The sequence below is a fragment of the Helicobacter mehlei genome, from assembly GCF_007280785.1.
GTDB lineage: Bacteria > Campylobacterota > Campylobacteria > Campylobacterales > Helicobacteraceae > Helicobacter > Helicobacter mehlei.
Map to the genome: position 1 here is coordinate 31995 of NZ_VKGC01000003.1, position 24442 is coordinate 56436.

Below are 24442 nucleotides of genomic sequence, written 5' to 3' on the forward strand. Positions count from 1 at the left end.
CAATAGACTTGGGAGATTGTTTAAAATATTGCATGCTATTTTGACTAAGGTTGCTTGTTCTCTAGTAAAAAATCCCCACTTTTCACGCATATAATGCGGGTGTTGTGGATGCTGGGGAGCACTTTTTTATTGGTGATGAGTTTTTCGATCTCATATTGGCTACATGTGCCATGACCGGGGCGCACAAAACGCTCTTTCCACGCCACATACTCAGGTGAATTTTTGATCTGATCGTCCAAATACTGCCCCTGATAGATTTCCACAAATTCCATGAATTGATCGCTCAAACCCAATCCGTTATCCTTGATGGCACTCTTGCGTTCTGCCTTGTTTTCCTCTAGGACTTTAATATATTCTGTAGAAATGGCACTCCCCACTTGGGGCGGGCGTTTGTAGGTTTTGGTGATCTTGGTTGTGGTGGTGCTATAAGTGCTACTCCATTCTTGGTTACTACTAGGCTCAATATGCAAACATTGGCGTGTCCGTGCCTTATAACAACGCCCTTCAGAATAATTAGCCTTGCTCAGTTTAAAAGTGTGCATAGTTGTGGTGGGCCCTAACACTTCTATTTTGTCGGGAAGTTGGGTATAGGCAAGCACAATTTTGCCACCCTTGCCACTTGTGGGGTCGGCTTCTAAATTGCACGGGCTTAAATCCAAATACTGCCCGCTAGCTTTGTCTAGACCGCGCATCACGCTGGGGCGATAAGCCTCTAACTTACCATCATCATAAGTCCAATGCCCGCATGCAAACTCCTGCATCTCTCCCATGCCCGCTCCATGCTGGATGGTGGTGGATTCCATAGAGGTTTTAGGAGACTCGCTTGAGGGCACTTGTTTGGATTCTGCTTCTTTAGCCAAATTTTCTTTCTTGATTCCATTTTCGGCTACGAGGGCTTCTTGGGGGGGTTTAGTTGTGGGGGTTGTTTGGGGGGTAGTGGGGCTAGGGCTTCTTGAGGGGACAAAATTACTCTCAGGTAGGGGCATGGGGATGTAGCTAGGGGTATAACTGGAGCTAGGGGGACTAGGTTGGTAAGCTTGAGGGGGTGCCGGAGGTGTGGCGGGGTTGCTTTGCACTAAAGAAGTTTGGGGGTGAGTTTGGGCTACTGGGGTGCTTTGGGGGGTTTTGGTGCTTGTAAGACTTGGTGTTTTTGTCCGACCAGTTCTAATGGCTGTGCCCCTACTTCTTGTGCTTTTAGAGGTATAGGTGCGCCTACTGGTGCCTTTAGACCTAGTTGGACTCCGCCTAGTTCTTGTCCCAACTTTGCGGGTGGAGCGTTGGTAACTTCTAGGGGTGCTGGTTTTAGGGGTGCTGCTCAAAGTCTTGGGGTTAGTTGGGTTAGTTTGTGTGGTTGGGGGGTTAGCAGAAGTTGGGCTTTGTGAGGGGGTGGGGGTAGTTGGGTTTAAAATGCCCGGGACTTTTTGGCTAGCCACGTACTGGGCATAATCCACGCCTAAAAGACTTGCCATTTTTTGCAAGTTAGGTTCTTTAAAGTAAATCTTGCTCCCCTTGGCAATTTTCTTTAGACGCATAGTGCCTAAATTTTGCGTGGCTTGGACTTGGGAGAGGGGATGGGTGGTGGGTTTGAGCTTTTTATTGGGCGGGATTTTTTGAAGATGGGTCGCTTCTAAGATGAGCTTGGCACCTTGCAGTTTATACACGCCCTGAATGATCAAATGCTTTTGGGGGGCGTTTTTGTAAAACACAGCACCTTGAAAAGTACCCACCGCTTTTTTTAAATCCAAATCCTCAGAGGTCTGGATCACCAAAGCTTGCAGACTGCCCACCAACAACAATAAAAGAAACCATTTTTGCATCATCACCCCGTGTTACGCATGCCTTGGGCGATGCCAATTAAAGTGCTTTGGATATAGGTTTTAAGTTGGGCGTGTTCAGCTTGGGTGGCTTGCTTGAATTGCTTGATGAGCTCAATTTGGAGATAATTGAGCGCATTAATATAGGGTTTGCGTAACAAAATACTTTGTTGCACCATACCATCGCTCTCTAAAAGGCTCTCTTCTGAGCGCACTGCTAAAATCCAGCGCATGGTTTTTTCAAATTCGCCCACAATTTTTGCCCAAATATACGTTGCACTGGGGTTATCTTTAGCAAAGGCGTGGTATTGGGAGGCAATTTGCAAATCTACCTTTAAAAGCACTTGGGAGATATTATCCAGCACCACTTTAAAAAAACCACCCCTTTGGTAGTGGTGGCGCAAAAGGGGCAAATCCCCCACACTTTCTAACCCACTGCCCACCCCATACCATGCCGGTAAAATACTCCGATTTTGCGTCCAAGCAAAGACCCATGGGATGGCGCGCAAATCCTCAATGTGGCTACTCTCTTTACGCTTGGAGGGGCGCGAACCTAAATTGAGTTCTTGGATAAAGCTAATGGGCGTGGCGGCTTTAAAATAATCCAAAAAATCCGGGTGGGTGTAGAGTTCTCTATAGGTTTGGTAAGAAATGTTGGAAATGGCTTGCATGGTGGGGTTTTGGGGGTGATTCACACTGGGGTTATTTTGATCGTAGCCTCTTTTTTTGAGCAATGCACCCATCATGCTAGAGAGGTTGTGGCGCGCACTGGTGGCGTTCAGATAACGCGTGCTGATCATCTCGCCTTGCTCTGTGATTTTCAATGCACCCTGCACGCTTTGCACGGGGGCACTCAGCAAGGCATCTTCTAAATTCCCCCCCCCACGACTGACACTCCCACCCCGACCATGGAAAAGCAAAAAGCGGATACCCAATTTTTGCCCCAAGGCTATCAAATTGCTAATAGCCCCATAGAGATTATAATTGCTCGCAAAAATCCCCCCATCTTTGCTCGAATCCGAATACCCAATCATGATCTCTTGTTGGGAGTCCATGCACTCTAAATAGGCTTGGTAGTGGAGATTAGCATGCAGGATTTGCATGATATGTGGGGCGTTCTGCAAGTCATGGATGGTTTCAAAAAGGGGTGTGATCGCAATTTTTAAGGTATTGACCCCTTTTTTGATCGCCAAGCCTGCTTGTTTAGCTAGCCACAGCACGCATAATAAATCACTTGCTTGGGTTGTCATGGAGACTATCACAGAGCTAAAAACTTCGGGGGCGATTTGGGATTTAGCCCAAACCATGTTTAAAAACGCCTCTAATAACCGCTTGGTGCTTTCGCTGACCTTAGGAATCAAGTCTAACAAATGCACGGGCTCTAAGTCTAGGGCGTGGTTTAAAATCTCTAACTTTTGGGATTCATCTAAGCGGTGAAAATCATTAGTCGCCCATCCTAACAAGCAAAACACCTCACTGAGGCTATGCAAAAACACCTCGCGGTGCTCGCGAAAATCCAAACGCAACAGATGGAAACCACAGAGTAAAACCAAATGCTTAAAGTGCCACAAAGATGGTTGCAAACTGGGTTCTAGGTTATCTAACAATAAATCAATGTCGGTGAGTAATTCTTGGGCATTGTGGTAGGCAAAGTCTATGGGCAAGGGGGAGTTAAGCGCGATGAGGCGGTTTTTAAGCTTGGTTTGCATTAAAACCAACTTGGCTCTAAAGGGCTCTTTGGGGTGCAAACGCGCACTGGTGGGGTCTAGTTTGTGGTAATGGGCTTGTAAGTCGGCTTGCAAGGCTTGTGATATTGTGCAAAAATCGCTGGAGATGGAGAGTTCGCGTTGGAGTTGGGCAGTGTGCTTGAGATAGAGATTAATAATAAACTCATGTTGGATCAACACGACTTGGTGCAAGAGGGCATTACTCACAAAGGGGTTGCCATCCCGATCACCTCCGATCCAGCTCCCCAGACAAATAGGTGCGCGATCCAGTGGTTTGCCTAACATGTCTTGGATTTCTTGAAAAAGGTCTTGACAACTGGGCAAAAAGGAATTTTCTAAGATATACAGCAAGTTGTCCAGCTCAAAGAGCACTTCTAGGCGTTCTTGACGCACCAAATGGCTTTTCCACAGCAAACGCAAGCGATAGGCTAAACGGGTTTTAGCTCCATGCGTACTTGTGGGGTTACAAGTGTGATCAAAGAGGATCGCCAAATCTTGGTAAATCTCTTGAATCGCCTCTAAAAAGGTGCGGCGCATGGACTGGGTGGGGTGGGCAGTGAACACGGGATAAAAAGTGGTGTGGGTGGCATTTTGATTTAATAAATCTGCTTGGAAACCCTCTTGCATAAGAGCCCTATAAGCTTGGCGCACGCCTAGTGTGGGGGTTTTATGGCGATCTTCTAGGATATTGATCAAGATGTTGTAAAGCGAAAAGGCTTTGATTACGCCCAAAATCTGGTCTGAAGAGGCGATTTTTTCCAATGTCTGGGTGATCTGCTCTTGCCCCTTCAAATTGCCTTCAAATAGGCTTTTGAGGGTCAAAAAATAATGCGTGGTGGTGGGGCTAAATTCCTGGAGAATTTCTAGTATCATGTGGTCTAAAAAGGCTAATTCTTGATGGACTTGTTGATTCACCGTGCCCCCGATACAAACAAACCTTAAGTTGTTTTTATTTACAATAGTGCCCATTATAATACAAATAAGGTAATGCATGGCGGGGTTTGGGGGTTTTTTACCCATTTACACGGATCAAGATGGCGATTTGGGCTTGATCACATCCCAACGCGTGGGTGTTTTGGGCTATGGGGCACAAGGGTGCGCGCATGCGCTCAATTTGCGTGATAGTGGCGTAGATGTGCAAATCGGGTTATATGCACATAGCAACAGCACCTCTCTAGCCCAACAAGAGGGCTTTGAGGTTTGCAGTGTCTCTGAATGTGCCCAAGAGTGCGATCTACTAGCCGTGATGCTCCCTGATGAGATTCACCAACAAGTTTATACCCAAGAGATCGCTCCTTTTTTAAGACCTAATCAAACCTTACTCTTTGCCCATGGCTTTAGTGTGCATTTCAAGCAGATTCAAGCCCCAAAGGGGGTGGGGGTGATCTTGTGTGCCCCCAAGGGTCCAGGTTATGCACTCAGGGAAAAGTACCAGCAAAATAGCGGATTATTTGCACTTGTGGGGGTGGAACAAGACAGCCAACAAGGCAATGCCCGTGATCTGGCTCTAAGCTATGCGATCGCCATTGGCTCAGGGCGGGTGGGGATTTTAGAGACGACTTTTAAACATGAGGCATGCGCTGATCTTTTTGGCGAACAAGCTGTTTTGTGTGGCGGGCTGGTGGGCTTGTTGCAAAATGCCTTTAATACTTTGCTGGAGGCGGGTTACCCAGCGGAGTTAGCCTATTTTGAATGCGTGCATGAGATCAAGCTCATTGCGGATTTGATTTACAACAAGGGTCTGGTTAGCATGCAAGAGCATATCTCCAACACCGCCGAATACGGAGGGCTACTAGCCGCCCAAAAACTCATCAACTTGGAGAGCAAAGCGCGCATGCAAGAACTCTTGAGCCAAATTGAGAGTGGGGAATTTACGCGCGCCTTTATGCAGGAGGCACAAGGGGGGCATAAAATGCTAACACAAAATAAAAGCCAGCTAGCTAACCAGCCCTTAGAACAAGTGGGGGCGCATTTGCGCGCGCATTTATTCAAGGCATAAGGAGAGATTGTGATCATCACCATCACAAGTGGCAAGGGAGGGGTGGGCAAGAGCACCACAACGGCAAATCTAGCCATCGGGCTAGCCCAACAAGATAAAAAAGTCGTGGCGATTGATTTTGACATTGGTTTGCGTAATCTGGACATGATTTTGGGCTTAGAAAACCGCATTGTTTATGATGTGGTGGATGTGATGGAGGGCAATTGCAAGTTATCCCAAGCCTTGATCCAAGATAAGCGCACCAAAAACCTGCATTTTTTGCCCGCCTCCCAAAGCAAGGATAAAAATATCTTGGATAAAAGTAAGGTGCAGGCCTTGATCCAAGAGTTAAGAGCCCAATTTGAATTTGTGTTGATCGACTCGCCTGCGGGCATTGAAAGCGGGTTTGAACATGCCATGCTCTTTGCCGATCGCGCCATTATCGTGGTAACCCCAGAGGTGAGCAGTGTTAGGGATAGCGATCGGGTGATTGGCATTATTGATGCCAAAAGCCAAAGGATTCAAGAGGGGCAGGAAATGCCCAAGCACATTTTGATCAACCGCATCAAGCCTAATTTAGTTGAAAAACAAGAAATGCTTTCTAATGAAGATGTGCTTAAAATCCTAGCCTTGCCCTTGATTGGGCTTGTGCCCGAAGATGATAAGATCATCTCAGCGACCAACACGGGTGAGCCTATTATCTATACCCAAAGCCCTAGTGCCCTAGCCTTTAGACGGATCACGCAAAGACTTTTGGGGCAAGAAGTGGAATTTGCACAATTTAAGAGTAAAAAGGGCTTGGTGGGTACGCTCAAGGGTTGGTTTGCATGAGTGCCTTTTTGGATAAGTGGTTTAAGGGGGGGAGCAGTGCCAATGTCGCTAAGGATCGCTTGACTTTGGTGCTAGCCTATGAGCGTAGCATGCGTTTGCCCTACATTGAGGAGATGAAAAAAGAAATCCTAGCTGTCGTGCAAAAATACACCCACAGCACAACGATCAATGTGCGCACCAATTCTAGCCACAACACCAATACCCTAGAAGTTGAAATTGTACTAAGTCAGGGCGATGGCTCTTGCTAGCGGTTTTATTTTTGAACCATTAGCTTTGGAGATTAAGGGGCTTAAAGATGCCCCTAAAACCCTTTATTGTGTGGGCAACACCCGTTTATTAGACGCACCTTGCAAGATCGCCATTGTGGGCACGCGCAAACCCAGTCTTTATACCCGCCACACCACTGCCCAGCTTGCCAAACAAATTGCACGCATGGGGGGCGTGGTGGTGAGCGGTGGGGCTTTGGGGGTGGATATTAGTGCCCAAAAAAATGCCCTGCCCGCCACGATCATGCTCGCCCCTTGCAGTTTGGACTATATCTACCCGCCCTCCAATGCGCCCATTATCCGCCAAATCGCTCAGGAAGGCTTGATCATCAGTGAGTATGCAAAAAATTTTCTGCCCTACAGGCATTCTTTTTTGGAGCGCAACCGCCTAGTGGTGGCTTTAAGCGATGTGGTGGTGATTGCTGAGGCAAACATGCATAGCGGGTCAATGGTGAGTGCTAGGCTAGCCTTAGAGCAACAAAAACCCCTCTTTGTCTTGCCCCAACGCTTAGGTGAGAGTCTAGGCACTCAAGGGCTTTTAGAGCAAAACAAGGCCCAAGCGATTTATGATTTGGAACACTTTTGTACCCGCTTGGCTCAAGATTATGGTCTAAAACCCCCAAGAGAGCCAGAATCAAGCGATTTTTTACGCTTTTGTAGCCAAAGACCTAGTTTTGAAGAGGCTTATGCGATTTACGGGGATTTTCTCTTAGAACAAGAGCTTTTAGGGGTGATCAAACGCCAAGATGGGCGGGTGATTTTAGCTTAATGATCTTGTTAGCCGCAGATATTGGCTTGAAGCGCATCGGGCTTGCTATGTGTGTGCAAGGGGTCATCTTGCCCCTAGAGCCCATTTTACGCCATAACCGCCAACAAGCCAGCCAACAACTCCAAACGTTTTTAGAGCTCAAAAAGCCTGATACACTTATCGTGGGTTTGCCCGATGAACACTACGCCACCACACGTGCGCGCATCCTACACTTTGTGGGTTTGCTCGATTTTGCACCCATTGTCTATGTGGGTGAGAGCAGTAGTAGCGAGCTAGCCTTAGAGGAGATCGCCCACCTTAGCCACAAACAACGCCAACAAGCCCGCAAAAACGGCATGCTAGATAGTTTGGCTGCTTGTGAAATCTTAAGGCGTTATGTGGCTTCTACACCTTCAATATTGCTATAAAGTGCGATCACATCCTCATCTTCTTCGATGCGATCCAAGAGTTTTTCAATCTCGGCTAGGGCTTGCTGGCTTAAAGAAATGGGCGATGTGGGGATGCGTTGCAAGCAAGCCTTTTGAATCGGGATTTGCAAACTCTCAAAGCCCTCTTGTAATTGCTTGAAGTTTTGGTAATCCCCCAGCACCAAAAAGCTTTGATCGATGATCTCTAGGGATTCTAGCCCATAATCAATTAAGGCTAATTCCATGTCCTCTAGTGAGAGGGGCAGATTAGCTAGTAAGCCCTCAAAAACGCTTTTGCGACCAAACATAAATTCTAGCGATCCATTGGGCACCATACTAGCCCCGGGGGTCTTGTTGAAGTAACTTTTAAGATTGGCGACTGTGCGTGTGGGGTTATCAGTCATACATTCCATAAAGAGTAAAACCCCATGGTTAGCCTTGCCCTCATAATTGACCTCTACTAAATGCCCCTCTTTGCTGTTGGCGCGCTTGATGGCTGCTTCGATGTTGTCTTTGGGCATATTTTGGGCCTTGGCGTTGAGTATGGCGGTGCGTAATTTGGCATTGCTGGCTGGATCGCCCCCACCCTCTTTGGCTGCTAGCGTGATGGCTTTGGCTAATTTGGGGAAAATCTTACTCATTTTATCCCAGCGTTTTTCCTTGGCCGCGCGGCGGTATTCAAAAGCACGTCCCATTAAAATCCTTTCTGTAAAAGTTGCGCCACTTCTTTGGCGTGGTAACTAATGATCATATCCGCCCCCGCACGCTTAAAAGCGGTCATGGTTTCTAAAAGCAAGCGATCGTAATCCATAAGATTGTGGGCTTGGGCTAGTTTGAACATCGCATATTCTCCGCTCACATTGTAAAGGGCGAGGGGTAAAAGCGTGCGCTTCCTAATGGCATGCACTATGTCTAGGTAAGCCAAAGCGGGCTTAACCATGAGAATATCCGCCCCTTGAACTTCATCTTCTAGACTCTCTAAGATCGCCTCTCTGGGGTTGGCATAATCCATTTGGTAGCTCTTGCGATCCCCAAAACTGGGGCTGGATTGCGCTACATCTCTAAAGGGGCCATAATAACTGCTGGCAAACTTAGTGGAGTAACTCATAATGGGTAGGTGGGTGAATCCTTGTCGATCAAGAGCTTGGCGAATCGCATAGACCATGCCATCCATCATCGCGCTAGGCGCGATCACATCTACCCCGCTTTGGGCTAGGATAACAGCTTGCTTGTCCAAAATCTCTAGGGTTTTGTCATTATCCACGCTTTGATCGTGCAAAATGCCACAATGCCCGTGATCAGTGTATTCACAAAAACACAGATCGGCGATCACCACTAAAGAGCTAAACTCTTTTTTAATGGCGCGTGTGGCTTTAGCCACTATGTGATCGGCATTGAGGGCACTAGAGCCCTGCGCATCCTTGTGGCCGGGGATTCCAAATAACAGCACGGCTTGAATGCCTAAATCTTCCAATAAGGCACATTCTTTTAAGATCACATCCACGCTCATTTGGAAAACCCCGGGCATAGAGGCAATCGGGTTAGCCACACCCGCCCCCTCTAGTACAAACAAAGGTGCGATGAAATCAGCAATATTAAGCCTTGTTTCACGCACTAATGCGCGTAAGTTCTCTGTAGATCGCAAACGTCTTAAGCGTCTAAACATCAAAAATCCTTTTTCTTATTTTGATCAGGGCTGGTTAAAAATAGCACGCACAGCACGCCGACACTAAAACCAGCTATGAGCGCGCCGATGGTGTGGGCATTGTAATAGATGCGCGCCCCCATAGTCAAAAATGCTAGGGGCAAAAAGATCAGCCACACCCAGCCATAACGGCGCACCAAAAAAGCTAGGGCGCAAGCAACCATTGAAGAATGCCCGCTGGGCATGTTTTTAGAACTCCCATTGGGGCGCTCACCCAAACGCCGCCCAGAAAGCACGACATTATTTAGCCCCCATTTGAGGGAATGCGTGGCAATGGTCGTAGCGATACTCACATGGATAATTTGGATCAAACCAATCGGATCGCGTTTGATTAAGGGCAGGGCAAAAGAGGCGATGGTGGGCACAAAACGGGCATAATGTTCGGTGGTGCTAAAAACTAGGGGAACTTGGGGTTGCTTGGCGATCTTGGGGAAGGGGGTGATCGCCCCGATTATAAAGAGCAAAACAAAAAAGGCAATGCTTTTAAAAGGGAATTGTTTGGGGAAACTTTGGGGGTAGAGGGCTTTAAATTTAGTGCTGTTCATGGGCTTTAAAAATGTCTAAATCGGGGGTATAGGCATTACAAGGTTTTTGTGCGCCAAAAGCCCCTAAAATGCTAGAAAAAATCACGCTTTGCTGGTAGTCTTGCTTAATGGTTTTAAAATGGTGTGTGGTTTTAAAGGCATCATTGGCATAGACAATAAAGGGGACTTGTTTTTGCAAATCGGGGGCGATGAGGTAGGGCGTGCCGTGCAAATACATGCCATGCTCGCCCAAACTCTCCCCATGATCGCTCATATACAACAACAACGCCGGTTTGGGGCTGTGTTGCAGGGTATCCACCATGTGATCGAGCACTTGGTCGTTATAGGCGATGGTGTTATCATAGGCATTCACCAAACTTTCTAGGCTACAAGTGTTGGGCTCGCTATGGGTGCAAAGGGGCTTAAAGGGGGCAAAATTGGGGGGCACTTTATCCACATACAGCGGACCATGTGAGCCCTTGAGGTGCAAGATGATCAAAACATTATCCTTAGGGTAACGCTCCAACACATGGGGCAAGGCAAGGGCTAGGGCTTCATCAAAGCTTAAAATTTGGGGATCAACACCCTTTTGTTTGAGCCAATCTTGCCAAAGGGGTAAGGGGGGTTTCCAATCAATCTTCATGGGGGGTTCGGCATCATTCAAGCTCAACCACACCACCTTAACGCCTTGTCTTTGCAAAAATGAGGGCAGATTTTCATAGCCTGATTTGGGGGCTAGCATGCATGCCAGCGCGGCGGTGGTGTAGGTGGCACAAGAGGTGGCTTTGAGGGCTAAGATTTCATGCTTATCCATGCGTTTTTGTAATTTGGGTGTGGTGGCTCTAGGGTAGCCATAAATGCCATAATTAGCCCGCCTAGCACTCTCGCCTATAGCTAAGACCACGATCGTATTGTGGGCATGGATGGGGGTATTTTCTAAGAGTTTGGGGGGGGTTTGATGTATCGCATGCAAGGCAACACGGATGGCATTCACGCTATAGCTATAGGGCAGAGCCAACCCACCGATATTTTTGGCATGGTGATCCAAAAAGAGCCATTGTTTGGCATGCGTGAAGCTCCAAATAAAAAACACAAGTGCCGAGCCTAGAAAAATGCTCGCTTTGGTTTTTAATTTTGGTTTGGCAATGGGGATGGCATAAAACAACATAGCTAACCCCAAGCCTAGCACCCCATAGAGCCACAAACTCCCCCCCAAAAATGCACCCGCCTCGTGGGTGTTGGTGTTAAAAACATTCCCCATCATCGCCCTAGTCAAAAAGACATGGTAGGTGTGGATAAAATAAAAGGCAAGGGCATTGCACAGAGTCAAAAAAGCAAGAACAGCCTGCATGCATTTATTGCCTAACAAAGAGAACACAGTTAAAATCATGTTGGTGGTGCAGACATAGGCAATCGCTACGCTGATGACAATCCCCACCCCACCTCCGTGTTTTAAAATATAATCCAAAAGAGGCTTATGGAAGAGTAACAAAGAGACAAGGCTATAAAATAAAAGAACGGTAAAAAAAGGTAAGGGCTTTTTAAAAAATCTTAACAACACCAACTCCTAAAGCCCCACCCCATCAAATTCCTAACAACCGCTTTTATTTGCCTACATAGACTTGTCTGGGTCTTGTGATTCGAGCTTGGGAGTTTTTCACATGTTCTAAAAGTTGCGCACACCAGCCCACCGTGCGCCCGATCACAAACACGGGGGTGAAAAAACGCGTGGGGATTTTCAAGGCGGTTAAGATCGTGCCCGAGTAAAAATCTACATTAGGATAGAGGTTGCGGGAGATAAAATATTCATCTTTCAGGGCGACCTCTTCAACTTTAGCGGCAATCTCATCTAGTCTAGGATTCATTTTAATGCCCTTGGCTTGTAGGTCATCCTTGAGTTTCTTTAAAATCCGCGCTCTGGGATCGTAACTTTTATAGACCCGATGCCCAAAGCCCATAAGCTTAAAGGGGTCATTTTTGTCTTTCACGCGGGCGATGTATTTTTCAACATTCTTAACATCTCCGATCTCCTCCATTTGGAGCAAGACTTTTTCATTAGCACCGCCATGCAAATGCCCCCACAAGGCACTGATGCCCGCACTGATAGCCGCATAAGGATGCACACCCGTAGAGGCGACATTACGCACGGTGGTTGAAGAGGCGTTTTGCCCGTGATCGGCATGTAGGGTCAAAATCTTATCAAAGGCTTCCACTTCTAAGGGGGTGATTTCACTTTCGCCATGCAATTCGTGTTTTAAGCGCCCATGTGGATAGGCTCTTAGCATGAATAAAATATTTTCAATATAGCTACGCCCCACATCGGGGTAAATAATGGGTGCGCCAATTTCATTGCGATAACAAATAGCCGCTAAGGTGGGCATTTTAGCCACAATACGCCTAGCCATCGTTTGGTAATCCTCTTCGGTGTTCATCACGGCGTGATCAAAATAGAAGGTGGAGAGAATAGACACTCCACTACTGAGCTTTGCCATCGGGTGGGCATTGGTGGGGAAGGCGGCAAACATGTTCATCAAAGTCCCGTGGATAAAACTGCGGTGGCGCAATTCTAGCTCAAACTCCAGGGACTCGCTTTCATTTTTGGGCAGTTCGTCAGTTAGCAAAAGCTTACACACATCGACATATTTATACTTGGCAACCAGCTCTTCAATGGGGTGTCCCTTGTAGTAAAGCTCGCCTTTTTTGCCATCAATGTAACTAATGGTGGATTTGCACCCCGCCGTAGAAGAATAACCCGGGTCATAAGAGACCATCCCCGCGCTTTCATAGAGTTTAGAAAAATCAATGGCTAGGGGACCTCTTGTGCTAGCGATCGTTCCAAACTCAAACTTTTCGCCGGTTTCATTGTTAGTTAGTGTAATTGACATAGATTTCCTTTTTTGTCCCATTATACAAGATCAAATATTATTAAACATTGAAGTAGTCCCACACACCAAAGAATGCTTGCCCACTTAAGCTTGTTTTAATATGTAAAAATGACCTACATGCAATATTAGATTTTCTGTGCTAGAATGTTAAAAAATTTTTAAGGAGAACATCAAATGTCTTACAAGCCTAAATATTTGTCTTTGCCCACAGAGGGGGAAGCAATCAGTGTCAAGGATGGCAAATTGCATGTCCCAAGCCACCCCATCATTCCCTTTATTGAGGGTGATGGCATTGGCGTAGATATTACCCCGGTGATGCGTAAAGTGGTGGATGCGGCTGTGCAAAAAGCCTATAAGGGTGCGAAAAAAATCGCATGGTATGAGGTCTTTGTGGGGGAAAAATGCTACAATAAATTCAAAGAGCACGCAGAACTGAGTCTTGAAGAACAATGGCTCTTGCCAGACACCATCGAGGCAATCAACCATTTCAAAGTTTCTATTAAAGGACCTTTGACGACACCTGTGGGTGAAGGCTTTAGGTCTTTAAATGTCGCTTTGCGCCAAAAAATGGATTTGTATGTATGTCTGCGCCCCGTGCGTTGGTATTCTAGCCCTAGCCCGGTTAAAGAGCCGGGTAAGGTGGATATGGTGATTTTTCGCGAAAATAGCGAGGATATTTACGCAGGAATCGAATTTAACCAAGACAGCCCCGAGGCTAAAAAGCTCATCAAGTTTTTACAAGAAGAACTTAAAGTTTCTAAAATCCGCTTCCCCCAAACCAGTAGCATAGGCATTAAGCCCATTAGCCTAGAGGGCACAGAAAGACTTGTGCGCAAGGCGATCCAATACACCATCGACAACGATCGCGCTAGTCTCACCTTTGTGCACAAAGGTAACATTATGAAATACACGGAGGGGGCGTTTATGAAATGGGGTTATGCCCTAGCCCAAAGAGAGTTTGGGGCAAAATTGCTGGACAAGGGTCCATGGTGTGTGCTTAAAAACCCTAAAACGGGTAAAGAAATTGTGATCAAGGACATGATTGCCGATGCTTTCTTGCAACAAATTTTGTTGCGCCCGGCTGAATACGATGTGATCGCCACGATGAACTTAAATGGGGATTATATCTCAGACGCGTTGGCCGCAATGGTGGGAGGGATTGGAATCGCTCCGGGAGCCAACATGAATGACAGCGTGGCAATGTTTGAAGCTACACATGGGACTGCACCCAAATACGCCGGACAAAACAAGGTCAATCCGGGGTCCATTATTTTGAGCGCGGAGATGATGTTGCGCCATATGGGCTGGGTAGAAGCAGCCGATCTGATTGTTAAAGGCATGCAAAAAGCCATCGAGAGCAAAAAAGTAACTTATGACTTTGCGCGTTTGATGGAGGGCGCAACCGAAGTTTCTAGCTCAGAATTTGGCGAGGTGATTATCGCACATTTGTGAGGAGCGGGGCAAAATTAGGAGGGGTGGGGGTAGCCATGGGAGGGGCTAAGGTTTTTTGGAGTTCTGTGTTTTGGGGCATGAATCTTAAACTAACGATCGTGTCTTGTTTTTGGTTGTCTTGGGTTGTGCGTGTCAATAAATATCAGTTTTGGAGAGTGGTTGAAATGGCTACCAAGTTTTGTTGTAAGGAGAACAGATGAAACAAGTCGATAAGATTTATGATGCACCCTCTAAGCATTGGGTGGGCAATGGGTTTTATGTCGCCTCCATGTTTAGTTACCACGATACGCACAAGAATTGCGATCCGTTTTTGCTTTTAGATTACAACGCACCCTATCATTTTAAAGGCGGTGGGGGGGAGTTTGGCGTGGGATCGCACCCGCATAAGGGCTTTGAGACGGTTACGATTGCCTATAGTGGCGAAGTGGAACATGCCGATTCGCATGGGGGAGGTGGGGTTATCACCCCCGGGGATGTACAATGGATGACGGCAGGTTCTGGCATCATCCACCAAGAATTTTACTCCCAAAAATTTTCCAAAGAGGGCGGGGTGTTTGAAATGGTGCAACTTTGGGTGAATTTGCCCAAAGCCCATAAATTGACCTCTCCTAAATACCAAGCGATTAGCGCACAGGATATCCCAAGCGTACCCTTAGAGGGCACAAGCAAAGCACGGATCATCGCAGGGGAGTTAAGGGGTGTTAAAGGCCCGGCAACAACCTTTTCTCCCATCAATCTATGGGATCTAGAGGCGCATAAGGGCGATGCTTTGCGCTTAGAGGTCCTAGAAAATCACAATGTCTTGATGTTGGTGCTGGATGGTGTGGTGGAATTAGAAGGGTATCTTGCTCACCGTGAACAGCTCGTGACCTTCCAAAAAGGGGGATCACAGATCAATTTTTCTACCCTTGAAAAAGCTAAGGTACTTGTGCTCACAGGCGAACCCTTAAATGAGCCTATCGCTGGATACGGACCCTTTGTGATGAATACCCAACAAGAAATTGCACAGGCCATAGAGGACATGCGCTCGGGGCGTTTTGGGAATCTTTAAGATAGATTGATCTGTTTTTCTCTCTATACCAAAGAGAGGAGCCATACGAACAACTCTTGGTCAAGAATTCCTGAGTTGCTCTAAACGCTCTTTTTTGCTTCCAATGTCGGTGATTTGGATACCAAAGTTACCATCCACAATCACCACCTCTCCCTTGGCAATCACTTTGTCATCAACCAAGATTTCGAGCGGGTCATTGACCATCTGGTTGAGCTCGACTACACTGCCAATATCCATAGATACGACATCTTTTAAGATCATCTTCTTTTGCCCGATCCGCACGCGCACATTCAGCTTGACATCTAAAAGCATGTTGATATTGCGCGCTTCAACTTGCTCTAAGGGGTGATCTCCCTCCACGCGCTCACTTCTTTGCACCACGGGGATACTGGGCATTGACGGAGCGGGTCTGCCTTTAGGGATATTTTGGGGGGCTTCCTTTTTATTAAAAATGTCAATGAAGACTCCCCCACAAAAAATAAAAAAACTCGATTCAATCTTATCTAGCGCGAAACTAAATTCATACCCATCGCTATAGGGATCGAGCAAGGCAGCATCGTGAGCAAAAATGGCTTGTTTGGCTTCAAAATTCAATTTGGGCATGATGTCTTGAGAACTAAGGGCAGTGGTGAGCGCGCCAAAGACATTGGAGCCAATTTCTTTAATGGCATCCAAGTCATCGGCTTCTAAAGCCTCCTTGCTTGCTCCCTCCCCCCCTACCATCAAATCTGCCAAAGCGGTCGCCATGGGCACGGGTATGGCTAGCGTGATGGTGAGATTGGATTTGGAATTGATCTGGATGGTAACAGAGGCATGTTCGATAAAGATAAAGTCCCCCACGGAGATTTCACTTTTCAACGCCACTTCGGGAGTTTTGCCTAGCAACCCCCCCACGGTTGCGGTAAATTCTCGCACAAAGAGTTTTAGAAAATCTGCAATCATTCTTCTTCCTCCTTAATGTTGCCAATTTTGACTTTTCTTTGGTTTTCCAAGACTTCTAAAACCTCTTTGACGCGGTCTTTCTCAGTTTGGATCACCTCTTTAATGCGGATGGTCTTGCGATACCCCCGATAGCCCACAGTGGCATAATAACGCTCTTTATTATCAATGCTCACCACCACGACATCATTAGCCACTTTATTTAAGCGGAGCGTATCCCCCACATTCAAATCTAAAATTTCGCGCAAGGTGAGCTTAACCCCCCCTAAAAATGCAGACACATCTACACTCGCCCCCCCCACTAGGGCCTGCAACTCTTTATTACGGCTTTTTTTAGAGCTGGTCTCTGTAAGCATCACATCGCGATTCCCCATTTTGGATAAAATCCCCTCAATGGAGATCACTGGGTAGCACAGGTTCATCATCCCTCGAGAATGCCCGATTGCAATCTCCATCACCACCATGATCACAATCTCATTTTGCGCCACAATTTGCACGACATTAGCACTTGATTCCTTGGCATCAATCGTGGGGAAAAACTCGGTTACTGGACTCCAAATGTCCTTTAAAATCTGCATCACTTGTTTTAAGACCGTGTCTAGCAAATTTAATTCAATATCGCTAAATTCACGGGTTTGATCATAGGTGCTCCCCTTGCCCCCTAGAAGCCTATCGATCATGGGAAAAACAATGCTAGGATTGACCTCTAAAACCCCATTGCCCCCCACGGGTTTCATCGAAAAGACATTAAAACTTGTGGGGCTGGGCAAGCTCATTAAGAATTCCCCATAGGTCATCTGATCCACACTGTGTAATTGAATCTCCACGATAGAGCGCATGATCGCTGAAACTTGGCTAGAGAGGCTACGCGCCATCTTGTCATGTATGCTTCTAAAAGAGCGTAACTGCTCCTTGCTCACCCGATTAGGGCGTTTGAAGTCATAGAGGGTGATCTGTTTTTGGGGGAGAATCTCGTGCTTTTGGAGGGTATTGACATCATCAGATTCATCGACCACCTCTAAAAGCGCATCGATCTCTTCTTGGCTTAGAATATCAGCCATGCACACCTCCTAGCGATTTTCTAATCTTTTTGATCACCTCTTTGATGATCTGTGAGATTCGCGACTCGGTGATCCCCAAGACATCTTTGATCTCACTGAGATTGAGTTCTTCAAAAAAATAAAGCTGGATAACCAGTTGTTCACGCTTGGACATGGTCTTTAAAATCGCCTGAATCGCGCCCACCAACTCCTCAAACTCTAACTTTTTGGTGATGGTATCTTGTTCGATGGCGTTAAACTGCTCATCCATAGGCACATGCGCATAGATATCAGAGGCGATCTTAGCATCTCTGATCTTGCTAATATCCTCTTGTAACACCTGCGCCAAATAAACATCATCGGGCTCTTCGCCATGCTCATTAAAATACTTGGAGACCTCATAATCGATATTCTTAATAAGTTTCCTAGAGGAGCGCGAAACGACATCTAAAGAGCGCAAATAGTCCAACATCGCTCCATTTACGCGGGTTTTTGCATACCCCCAAAACGAATCGTTTAACGAGATGTCATAGCGTCTAGAGAGTTTGATGAGCTCCTCTGTGCCTACAGATACCAAATCATTAAAATCTACTGAGCTGGGCAAGCGTTCCTTGAGCCGAAAAGCCATCGAGCGCACGGCGGGCAAATACTGGATCGCTAACTCATCTTGGGAGTTTTGGATCTGGTCATCGTAAGAAGACCCCTTTTGGCGGATCGCTCTCACGGGTTACCCCTCATCAAACTCGTAAGTATGGACATACTTTAGCAAATCGTCAATCTCTTTTTCACGTTGGGTGAATTCTTTATTAAAATAAACCAAACGGCGTTCTAATTCCGCTTTGTTTAAAAACTTCTTGCGTGGATTGACAAAGCCCATATAGATGGACGCAAAAAATAAAATGATGAGATAAAAGCCCACGGTGGCGACCAAAGTCCCAAATAACACAAATTCGGGCTGATCAAATTTTAACAAAGAGAGAATCAAGCCGATGAAAAACCCGCCCACAATGGAGAAGTTGATAAAGTTTTCTAATTTCATCTCGCACCTCACAAATAGCGCAACAAGCGTCTAAAAAACCCGATAAAATTATCTTTGGGGGTTTCCAGCACGCCCTGTTCCAATTTTAGGGTTAGAATTTTAACAATTTGGTTCATAGCAAACGAAAAGGCGTTAAAAGGTTCGCTTTTGCACAGAAGTTTGCGGTTTTTGATCGATTGTTTGATGGCGTTGTTATTTTGGATATAGCCCAAGTAGTTTAAGGTCATGTTGGGGATATTTTCTTTTGCCACTCTCTGGATTCCTCCAAAAATCTGCAAACTCTTTTCAGCCGAGTCTACCATATTGACCAAAACAAACACATTATCTTTTGTCTTGGAATTGACCTTGATCGTGGTGTAGGCATCGGTGATGGCGGCTGGATCAGAAGTGGTGATCACCACCACCGAATCGCTGGCGCGCAAAAAAGCTTGGGTAAATTCGCCAATCCCTGCTCCCGTATCAATAATCATGTAATCCAAATCGTCCAAAATGTTTTGTTCATCCACAAAGCTATCTAAAATTTCTTGGCTGACATATTTAAAAATCTCTTCTCCGCTATCTCCGGGCACCAAATAAAACCCCTCTTCAATGGGATAGACTACATCGCTAAAGCGCACCTCTCCTCTTAGAGCGTGTAAAATGTTTTTGGTGGTCTTGATCCCAAAAATAATATCCAAATTGGCTAGCCCAATATCCGCATCCAACACGCCCACCTTGTAGCCAGCCTTAAACAAACAATAGGCTAGATTTGCGCTAATGGTGCTTTTGCCCACCCCTCCCTTACCGCTAGTGATGGCTACAAACTTTGTTTTGCCCTTGTTGTTAAAAATACTTCTAGGCTCCATGATATTTTCTAGGCCACTTGCTTGATTATGCTTCATGGATTTTTCCTACCCGGGTGGGAAAACCCATCCAACATGCAATCCACCAAATAATCATTACTGGCGACCAATAAATCCGCTGGGACTTCCTGCCCGATAGAGAGGTAACTAATGGGTTTCTTGCTCTCATAGACCAACGAAAATAAATTCCCAAACCCCCGACTCTCATCTAGCTTGGTGAAGATCAGGCTATCAATCTCTAAGGGGCTAAAGGCGTTGTAAATGTCCTTTAAATCTTCGTATTTGGTGGTGAGCGACAAAACTAATGTTGTATCGATTTTATAGTCATGTTCAGTGAATTTCTTCAAATTCTCAATCTTTTTCTTGTCATGCTGGGAGTGCCCGGTGGTATCGATCAAAATCACATCGCAATACTCCAAGGCTTCCATCTCTTTAGCAAAATCCTCCGAATCCATCACGGTTTCAATGCTAATTTTCATCTTTTTGGCATACCACATAAGTTGTTCGACTGCCCCAATTCGGTAGGTATCTAAGGTCAAAATCCCCACCTTATACTTTTGGTTTAACAACTTGGAGTAACGCGCGGCCAGCTTGGCTAAAGTTGTGGTTTTGCCCACACCCGTAGGACCCACCAACATTAAAATCTTTTTATAATTGGGATCCAAGCCCTCATGACGGCAATAGATCATTTTGCGCAAGACCTCTCTAAAATAACGCTTGACCGTTACAGAGTTCTCCCGCATTTTAACGGGCATCAGCTCCAAGCTCAAACGCATGATCTCATCTAAATGCACTTTATGCATGCCACTATTTTTAGCCAAGCGGTAAATCTCGGCAAACTCTTGGGGGATGAAGAGTCCTTGCTCCTTTTCCTCGCTCCACACCATGTTTTGGATCAGCTTTAAATTATCGTTGATCTTATTCAACTCACCTTTAATGGAGTGCAAGCCCTCATCAGATTTGTTAGCTTGGTGTGGGGGGCTTTTGGCTTGCTGTTCTCTAGCTTGGGCATCTTTTAAGCTACTTTGGGCAATTTGGGTCAAGCCCTTGGGTACGCTTAGTACGGGCGGAGATTCTTCTTGACTCTCTACACCGGCCAACTTGCGCATCTCCTTAATGGCCTCAGAGAGTTCCAAATCCACTGCCTCTTGGGGGGGTGCTTTGGGGGGCTCAGGGCGCGCACTCTGCAGGGCTTGATCCAAGCGTTCTTGCATGTTATTGCTCTTGGGGGGTTTGTTCTCCTCAGCAGGTTTATCCACAGCGACCACTACTTCATACAGTCCGGGTTCTGTTAGGGTTTTTTTGCGAATCTCCTTTGCTTTCACCACTAAAGCATTGTGCCCATGCTCGCTTTGGGCTAATTTGAGTGCTTCAGCGGTGGTCTCCCCGCTATAAGTGTAAAGTTTCATGCTTCTCTCCAAGCCAAATGCCCCAAGATCAAGGGCACAAGAACCGATTCGCGCCGACTCCACTCGGGGTGTGGCAACATGCGGTGTGCTTGCCTAGATACTAGGCGGTTAAAAAAAATCACATCAATATCAAGGGTGCGGGGCGCATTCTTAAAGGCGCGTTTTCTAGTGCGCCCCCAGCGTCTCTCTAAGTAAAAGATGAGACTGAATAATTCTAGGGCACTTAATGCTGTTTTAAAAGAAAGGGTTGCGTTGTAAAAATGGGCCTGGTTATGATAACCAAAGGGCGGATTGAGATAAAGGGGTGAAGAGGTCAATAAAGAAAAGGCGCGGTGTTTAGCAAACCATAACCAAAGCCGTTCAAAAATCTTTTTAGAGTCGCCCACATTGCTCCCTATGCCCAGTGTCGCTGTATTCTTCAAATCCCACGCACGCCCACATTTTTTGGGGAAAAATGGAGAATAGACCAGCGTACGCATCTAGTCCATCAAATGATCTGCGCCCTTGAATCTTGCACAACCACGAGATCCTCAATCCTAATCCCATACTTGCCCGGAATATAAATCCCAGGTTCAATGGAAAATACCATGCCCTCCTCAATCACCATTTGGCTTCTGGGCGAAATAAAGGGCAACTCATGGATATCTAATCCAATCCCATGCCCGGTACCATGTCCAAAAAAACGCCCATACCCGCTTTTTTCAATCACGCCCCGCGCAATAGCATCGATTTGCTGGCCTGTCATGCCTGCTCTCAACTGTTCAATCGTGCTCTCTTGAGCTTGGCGCACAATATCATAAATCTTTTGCAATTCTGGATCGCCAAAGTGTTGGGGTCGATCGAAGCCCAGCTCTCCACTAAAAAGGGCACAGCGGGTGCGATCCGAGCAATAACGCTGGTATTTTAAGCCCATATCCATTAAGAGCAAATCGCCCTTTTTGAGGTGGGTTTGCGAGTCTGGGAGGGCATGGGGTTTAGCCGCATTGGCATTAATGGCAACAATAGGCTCAAAACTCAAATCATAAACCCCTTGATGGGTTAAAAACTCCTTGACCTTGAATTGCAAAAACGCCTCGCTAGGTTCTTGCAAATCCGGCACACAACTAGCAAACTCCTTTAAGGCCTGTACATTAAGGTGTTGAGATTGCTTGAGCAAGGCGATCTGCTCGGGAGTTTTCACCACGCGTTGTTTGCGGTGGTAATCTAGCTCCCCCACTAACTTTTCACCCAAACGCGCCTCTAGGCGTTGGTAATTTTGCAAAGTGATTTGGGCGGGGTCAAAATAGAGTTTGTTAGGTGGGGTTTTTTGCACCAAATCGATCATATGTGCCCACAAGTCTGAGCCCTCCACCACCTCAACCCCCCCTTGCACCCGCGCGCGCGCCTCTAGGGTGTATCTGGAGTCTGTGATGAAAAAGGCACGATCTTCAAGTTGTAAAAAAATCGCATGATCACAGCTATACCCACATGCAAAATATTGGGCACTCTCGTTGGTGGTAAAATGCGCCACTACTGCCCTCTAGACTCAAGCGAAGGGTTTTGGTTGGCTTGGCTTTCCTTAAGGGCTTTGAATTCAATGAGGATTTGTTTCATTGCAATTAAAGCCATGTGGTAACCAAGAGCCCCAAACCCCGTGATCACGCCCGCACTCACCATGCCAGTGTAACTTGTTCGCCTAAAGTCCTCGCGCGCAAAAATGTTGGTCAAATGCACCTCAATTACAGGCATGTCCGCCAGCATGATCGCATCGCCAATTGCAATCGAAGTGTGGGAGAAAGCCCCGGGGTTAATCACAATGCCCTCATAGTCGCTCCCCACACACTCCTGAATTTTGTCAATGATCTCACCTTCAAAATTGCTTTGGAAAAACTCCAACTCCAAATCATTTTGTTTGGCAAAATCTTCCATGTTGTCATGGATTTGGTCCAAAGTAATGGGGCCATAGAGTCTAGGGTCTCTATGCCCTAACATATTGAGGTTAGGTCCTTGAATCACCAAAATTTTCATGCCATTCTCCTTACTAAGTTAAAGATTAAAGAGGTCATTATAGCATAAAATTAGGTTTAAAGCCCAAAATAGCCACCCCCATTCTGATCAGGTCTAGAGTGTAAAATTATGGACAATCTTTTGGAGATTTTGGGCGGTAACCTCCAGAGTGCTAATTTCTTTGGTGTTGCCTAACATCGATGCTGCTACCTCATGCGCCATGCGGGCGATTTGATTGACCTTATCGGCGATATCCTCAATGCTTTGGTGCTGATCTTTGGAATAAGACACAACATTTTTGGCATCTTTTAAGGAATGGGTGGCTTTGTCATAAATGGCCTCTAGGGCATAGGATGCGCCATCGACATTGTCCTTGCTTTTTTTGATCTCAGCGACCATGTTTTCTATGCTACCCACCGATCTTTTAGTCTCCTCTTGAATGAGCCGGATGATGTGGTTAATCTCTTGAGTGGCCTTGCCCGTGTGTTCGGCCAACTTGCGAATTTCATCAGCTACCACCGCAAAGCCACGCCCATGCTCACCTGCCCGTGCCGCTTCGATAGCAGCATTCAAAGCTAGCAAATTGGTCTGATCGGCAATGTCTTGAATCAATTCAGCACTATTGCCAATGTTTTGCACATGTTGGTCTAGAGATTGGATTTGGGTAGCGGAGTCTTCAGCACCACGGCTAATACCCACCATGCTTTGAGCGGTCTCCTCCATAGCCTCTTTGCCTTTTTGACTCAATTCCACGCTTTGGAGCGAGTTGGCCTCTGTTTGCTCGACAATGTTACGCACGCATTTGACGCTATCTTGGACTTTTTGCATGCATTGTGTGAGCTGGTTAGTCATGTCCTCTTGTTTGTTGGCATTTTCTTGAGAGAGACGGGACAAATTGGCAATGAGACTAGATTTATCTGAAATATCACTAGAAGATTGGCTAATTTGCGTGATGATCTCAATCATGGAGTGTTGCATGTCCCCCAGCGCATCAAGTGCACTGCCCTCAAACTTTGTTTGGACGGGCTTAGAGAGATCGCCCTTTGCCACCAGAGCGATGATCTGTTTGAGTTGCAAGGGTTCTGCGCCTAAAGCACACATGATGTTGCGCACAATCATAAAGGCAAGTCCCATGCCTGCAAGTGCAGCCAGCAAAGTTAAAAGGATCATCAATGTGCTAAAACTGCTGGCAATATCACGCGCCATTGGTGTGAGCTGTCTGTTGAGATATTCCTCATAATTAATCAAGGCATTGACAGCGGCCAACCACTTGACAAAATTAGGCCCTGTTTCTTGACTTAAAAATTGCGCTGCCTTTTTTTCATCTTGGCGTTTTAAAGCAATGGTTTTTTCGATTTGGGGGAGAGTGATGGCTTCTATGTGGTTGAGATTCTCGACTAACTTTTTTTCTTGATCGCTGATATGATCGGCTAGCTGGGTAAAAATCCCACGCATGAGAGCTTTATTTTTCTGATAATCCTCATAGAGCTTGTGAATCAAATCGATTTGCTTCTGCATATAGGCATCATCTTGTGCTAACACCACATCCCGAATCGCAATGGATCGATCATGTACGCTACCTCTGAGATTGATCGCATAGCGTTGTTTGACCGCATTAAAGTCTGTCAATTCCGTTAAAATGTGATTGATGCTATGCACTCTGGACACACCCACAATCGTGACAATCACCATTAAAAAAATGATCACGCCAAAACCCCCATAGAGTTTTTGGGATACACTTAATTTACTCAATGATTTCTCCTCATAAGTTGTATGCT

General features: G+C 46.2%; 24 protein-coding genes. 7 read left to right on the forward strand and 17 right to left on the reverse strand.

Going from position 1 to position 24442, the window contains the following annotated elements:
• Positions 1-44: 44 nt before the first annotated feature.
• Both FNE76_RS01855 and FNE76_RS01860 read right to left on the reverse strand, forming a co-directional pair.
• Positions 45-1817: a hypothetical protein gene (locus tag FNE76_RS01855; protein WP_143928354.1), complete on the reverse strand. Its 1773-nt coding sequence runs from the start codon at positions 1815-1817 to the stop codon at positions 45-47.
• Positions 1818-1819: 2 nt separating this feature from the next.
• A complete protein-coding gene (locus FNE76_RS01860) occupies positions 1820-4456 on the reverse strand; it encodes a phosphoenolpyruvate carboxylase (protein WP_120947530.1) in 2637 nt (878 codons plus the stop codon).
• Between the two features lie 76 nt (positions 4457-4532).
• Here FNE76_RS01860 and ilvC point away from each other — a divergent pair, with 76 nt between their 5' ends.
• Genes ilvC through ruvX form a run of 5 tightly spaced genes read left to right on the forward strand, consistent with a single transcriptional unit; the run spans position 4533 to position 7792 of the window.
• Positions 4533-5540, forward strand: coding sequence for a ketol-acid reductoisomerase (gene ilvC, locus FNE76_RS01865; protein WP_120947360.1), 1008 nt, complete (start codon positions 4533-4535; stop codon positions 5538-5540).
• 9 nt (positions 5541-5549) lie between these two features.
• Positions 5550-6350 (forward strand): septum site-determining protein MinD, encoded by an 801-nt coding sequence (minD, locus tag FNE76_RS01870; protein WP_120947361.1) that lies wholly within the window; start codon positions 5550-5552, stop codon positions 6348-6350.
• On the forward strand, positions 6347-6598 hold the full coding sequence (gene minE, locus FNE76_RS01875; RefSeq protein ID WP_120947362.1) for a cell division topological specificity factor MinE: 252 nt from the start codon (positions 6347-6349) through the stop codon (positions 6596-6598). Before minD ends, minE begins: the two co-directional genes overlap by 4 nt.
• Complete coding sequence (dprA, locus tag FNE76_RS01880; RefSeq protein WP_120947363.1) at positions 6585-7385, forward strand: DNA-processing protein DprA; 801 nt, start codon at positions 6585-6587, stop codon at positions 7383-7385. The genes minE and dprA overlap by 14 nt, the downstream gene beginning before the upstream one ends.
• Positions 7386-7387: 2 nt before the next feature.
• Positions 7388-7792, forward strand: a complete 405-nt coding sequence (gene ruvX, locus FNE76_RS01885) for a Holliday junction resolvase RuvX (protein WP_185962966.1) — start codon at positions 7388-7390, stop codon at positions 7790-7792.
• On the opposite strand, the gene FNE76_RS01890 is transcribed toward ruvX, so the two are convergent.
• Genes FNE76_RS01890 through FNE76_RS01910 form a run of 5 tightly spaced genes read right to left on the reverse strand, consistent with a single transcriptional unit; the run spans position 7759 to position 12906 of the window.
• Positions 7759-8487, reverse strand: coding sequence for a YebC/PmpR family DNA-binding transcriptional regulator (locus FNE76_RS01890; protein ID WP_120947365.1), 729 nt, complete (start codon positions 8485-8487; stop codon positions 7759-7761). The genes ruvX and FNE76_RS01890 overlap by 34 nt on opposite strands.
• Entirely contained in the window at positions 8487-9458 is a 972-nt protein-coding gene (gene hemB / locus FNE76_RS01895) for a porphobilinogen synthase (protein ID WP_120947366.1), read from the reverse strand. The genes FNE76_RS01890 and hemB overlap by 1 nt, the downstream gene beginning before the upstream one ends.
• Complete coding sequence (lpxE, locus tag FNE76_RS01900) at positions 9458-10042, reverse strand: lipid A 1-phosphatase LpxE (RefSeq protein ID WP_120947367.1); 585 nt, start codon at positions 10040-10042, stop codon at positions 9458-9460. The genes hemB and lpxE overlap by 1 nt, the downstream gene beginning before the upstream one ends.
• Entirely contained in the window at positions 10029-11579 is a 1551-nt protein-coding gene (locus tag FNE76_RS01905) for a sulfatase-like hydrolase/transferase (protein ID WP_120955706.1), read from the reverse strand. Before FNE76_RS01905 ends, lpxE begins: the two co-directional genes overlap by 14 nt.
• 46 nt (positions 11580-11625) lie before the next feature.
• Entirely contained in the window at positions 11626-12906 is a 1281-nt protein-coding gene (locus FNE76_RS01910) for a citrate synthase (RefSeq protein ID WP_120947368.1), read from the reverse strand.
• Positions 12907-13080: 174 nt separating this feature from the next.
• Between FNE76_RS01910 and icd the strand changes: the two genes are divergently transcribed.
• Together icd and FNE76_RS01920 are read left to right on the forward strand one after the other, a co-directional pair.
• A complete protein-coding gene (icd, locus tag FNE76_RS01915) occupies positions 13081-14358 on the forward strand; it encodes an isocitrate dehydrogenase (NADP(+)) (protein WP_120955707.1) in 1278 nt (425 codons plus the stop codon).
• A 196-nt stretch (positions 14359-14554) separates the two neighbouring features.
• Positions 14555-15409 carry a pirin family protein gene (locus FNE76_RS01920; protein WP_120955708.1) on the forward strand — a complete coding sequence of 285 codons (855 nt, stop codon included), beginning with the start codon at positions 14555-14557 and terminating at the stop codon, positions 15407-15409.
• Positions 15410-15469: 60 nt separating this feature from the next.
• On the opposite strand, the gene fliY is transcribed toward FNE76_RS01920, so the two are convergent.
• The 10 genes from fliY to FNE76_RS01970 form a co-directional block, all read right to left on the reverse strand.
• Positions 15470-16348, reverse strand: coding sequence for a flagellar motor switch protein FliY (fliY, locus tag FNE76_RS01925; RefSeq protein WP_185962967.1), 879 nt, complete (start codon positions 16346-16348; stop codon positions 15470-15472).
• On the reverse strand, positions 16348-17409 hold the full coding sequence (gene fliM / locus FNE76_RS01930) for a flagellar motor switch protein FliM (protein ID WP_120947371.1): 1062 nt from the start codon (positions 17407-17409) through the stop codon (positions 16348-16350). The genes fliY and fliM overlap by 1 nt, the downstream gene beginning before the upstream one ends.
• Positions 17402-18112: an RNA polymerase sigma factor FliA gene (locus FNE76_RS01935; RefSeq protein ID WP_120947372.1), complete on the reverse strand. Its 711-nt coding sequence runs from the start codon at positions 18110-18112 to the stop codon at positions 17402-17404. The genes fliM and FNE76_RS01935 overlap by 8 nt, the downstream gene beginning before the upstream one ends.
• Before the next feature lie 3 nt (positions 18113-18115).
• Positions 18116-18427: a hypothetical protein gene (locus FNE76_RS01940; protein WP_006017866.1), complete on the reverse strand. Its 312-nt coding sequence runs from the start codon at positions 18425-18427 to the stop codon at positions 18116-18118.
• An 8-nt stretch (positions 18428-18435) separates the two neighbouring features.
• Positions 18436-19308 (reverse strand): MinD/ParA family protein, encoded by an 873-nt coding sequence (locus tag FNE76_RS01945; RefSeq protein WP_013890028.1) that lies wholly within the window; start codon positions 19306-19308, stop codon positions 18436-18438.
• Complete coding sequence (gene flhF, locus FNE76_RS01950; protein ID WP_143928355.1) at positions 19305-20678, reverse strand: flagellar biosynthesis protein FlhF; 1374 nt, start codon at positions 20676-20678, stop codon at positions 19305-19307. Before flhF ends, FNE76_RS01945 begins: the two co-directional genes overlap by 4 nt.
• Positions 20675-21157, reverse strand: coding sequence for a 2-amino-4-hydroxy-6-hydroxymethyldihydropteridine diphosphokinase (gene folK, locus FNE76_RS01955; protein WP_120947374.1), 483 nt, complete (start codon positions 21155-21157; stop codon positions 20675-20677). Before folK ends, flhF begins: the two co-directional genes overlap by 4 nt.
• A gap of 8 nt (positions 21158-21165) precedes the next feature.
• Complete coding sequence (locus tag FNE76_RS01960; RefSeq protein ID WP_120947375.1) at positions 21166-22188, reverse strand: aminopeptidase P family protein; 1023 nt, start codon at positions 22186-22188, stop codon at positions 21166-21168.
• The gene (gene aroQ, locus FNE76_RS01965) at positions 22188-22685 is read right to left on the reverse strand and encodes a type II 3-dehydroquinate dehydratase (protein ID WP_104640761.1); all 498 of its coding nucleotides are present in this window, start codon (positions 22683-22685) and stop codon (positions 22188-22190) included. Before aroQ ends, FNE76_RS01960 begins: the two co-directional genes overlap by 1 nt.
• Before the next feature lie 93 nt (positions 22686-22778).
• A complete protein-coding gene (locus tag FNE76_RS01970) occupies positions 22779-24416 on the reverse strand; it encodes a methyl-accepting chemotaxis protein (RefSeq protein WP_120947376.1) in 1638 nt (545 codons plus the stop codon).
• Positions 24417-24442: the final 26 nt, after the last annotated feature.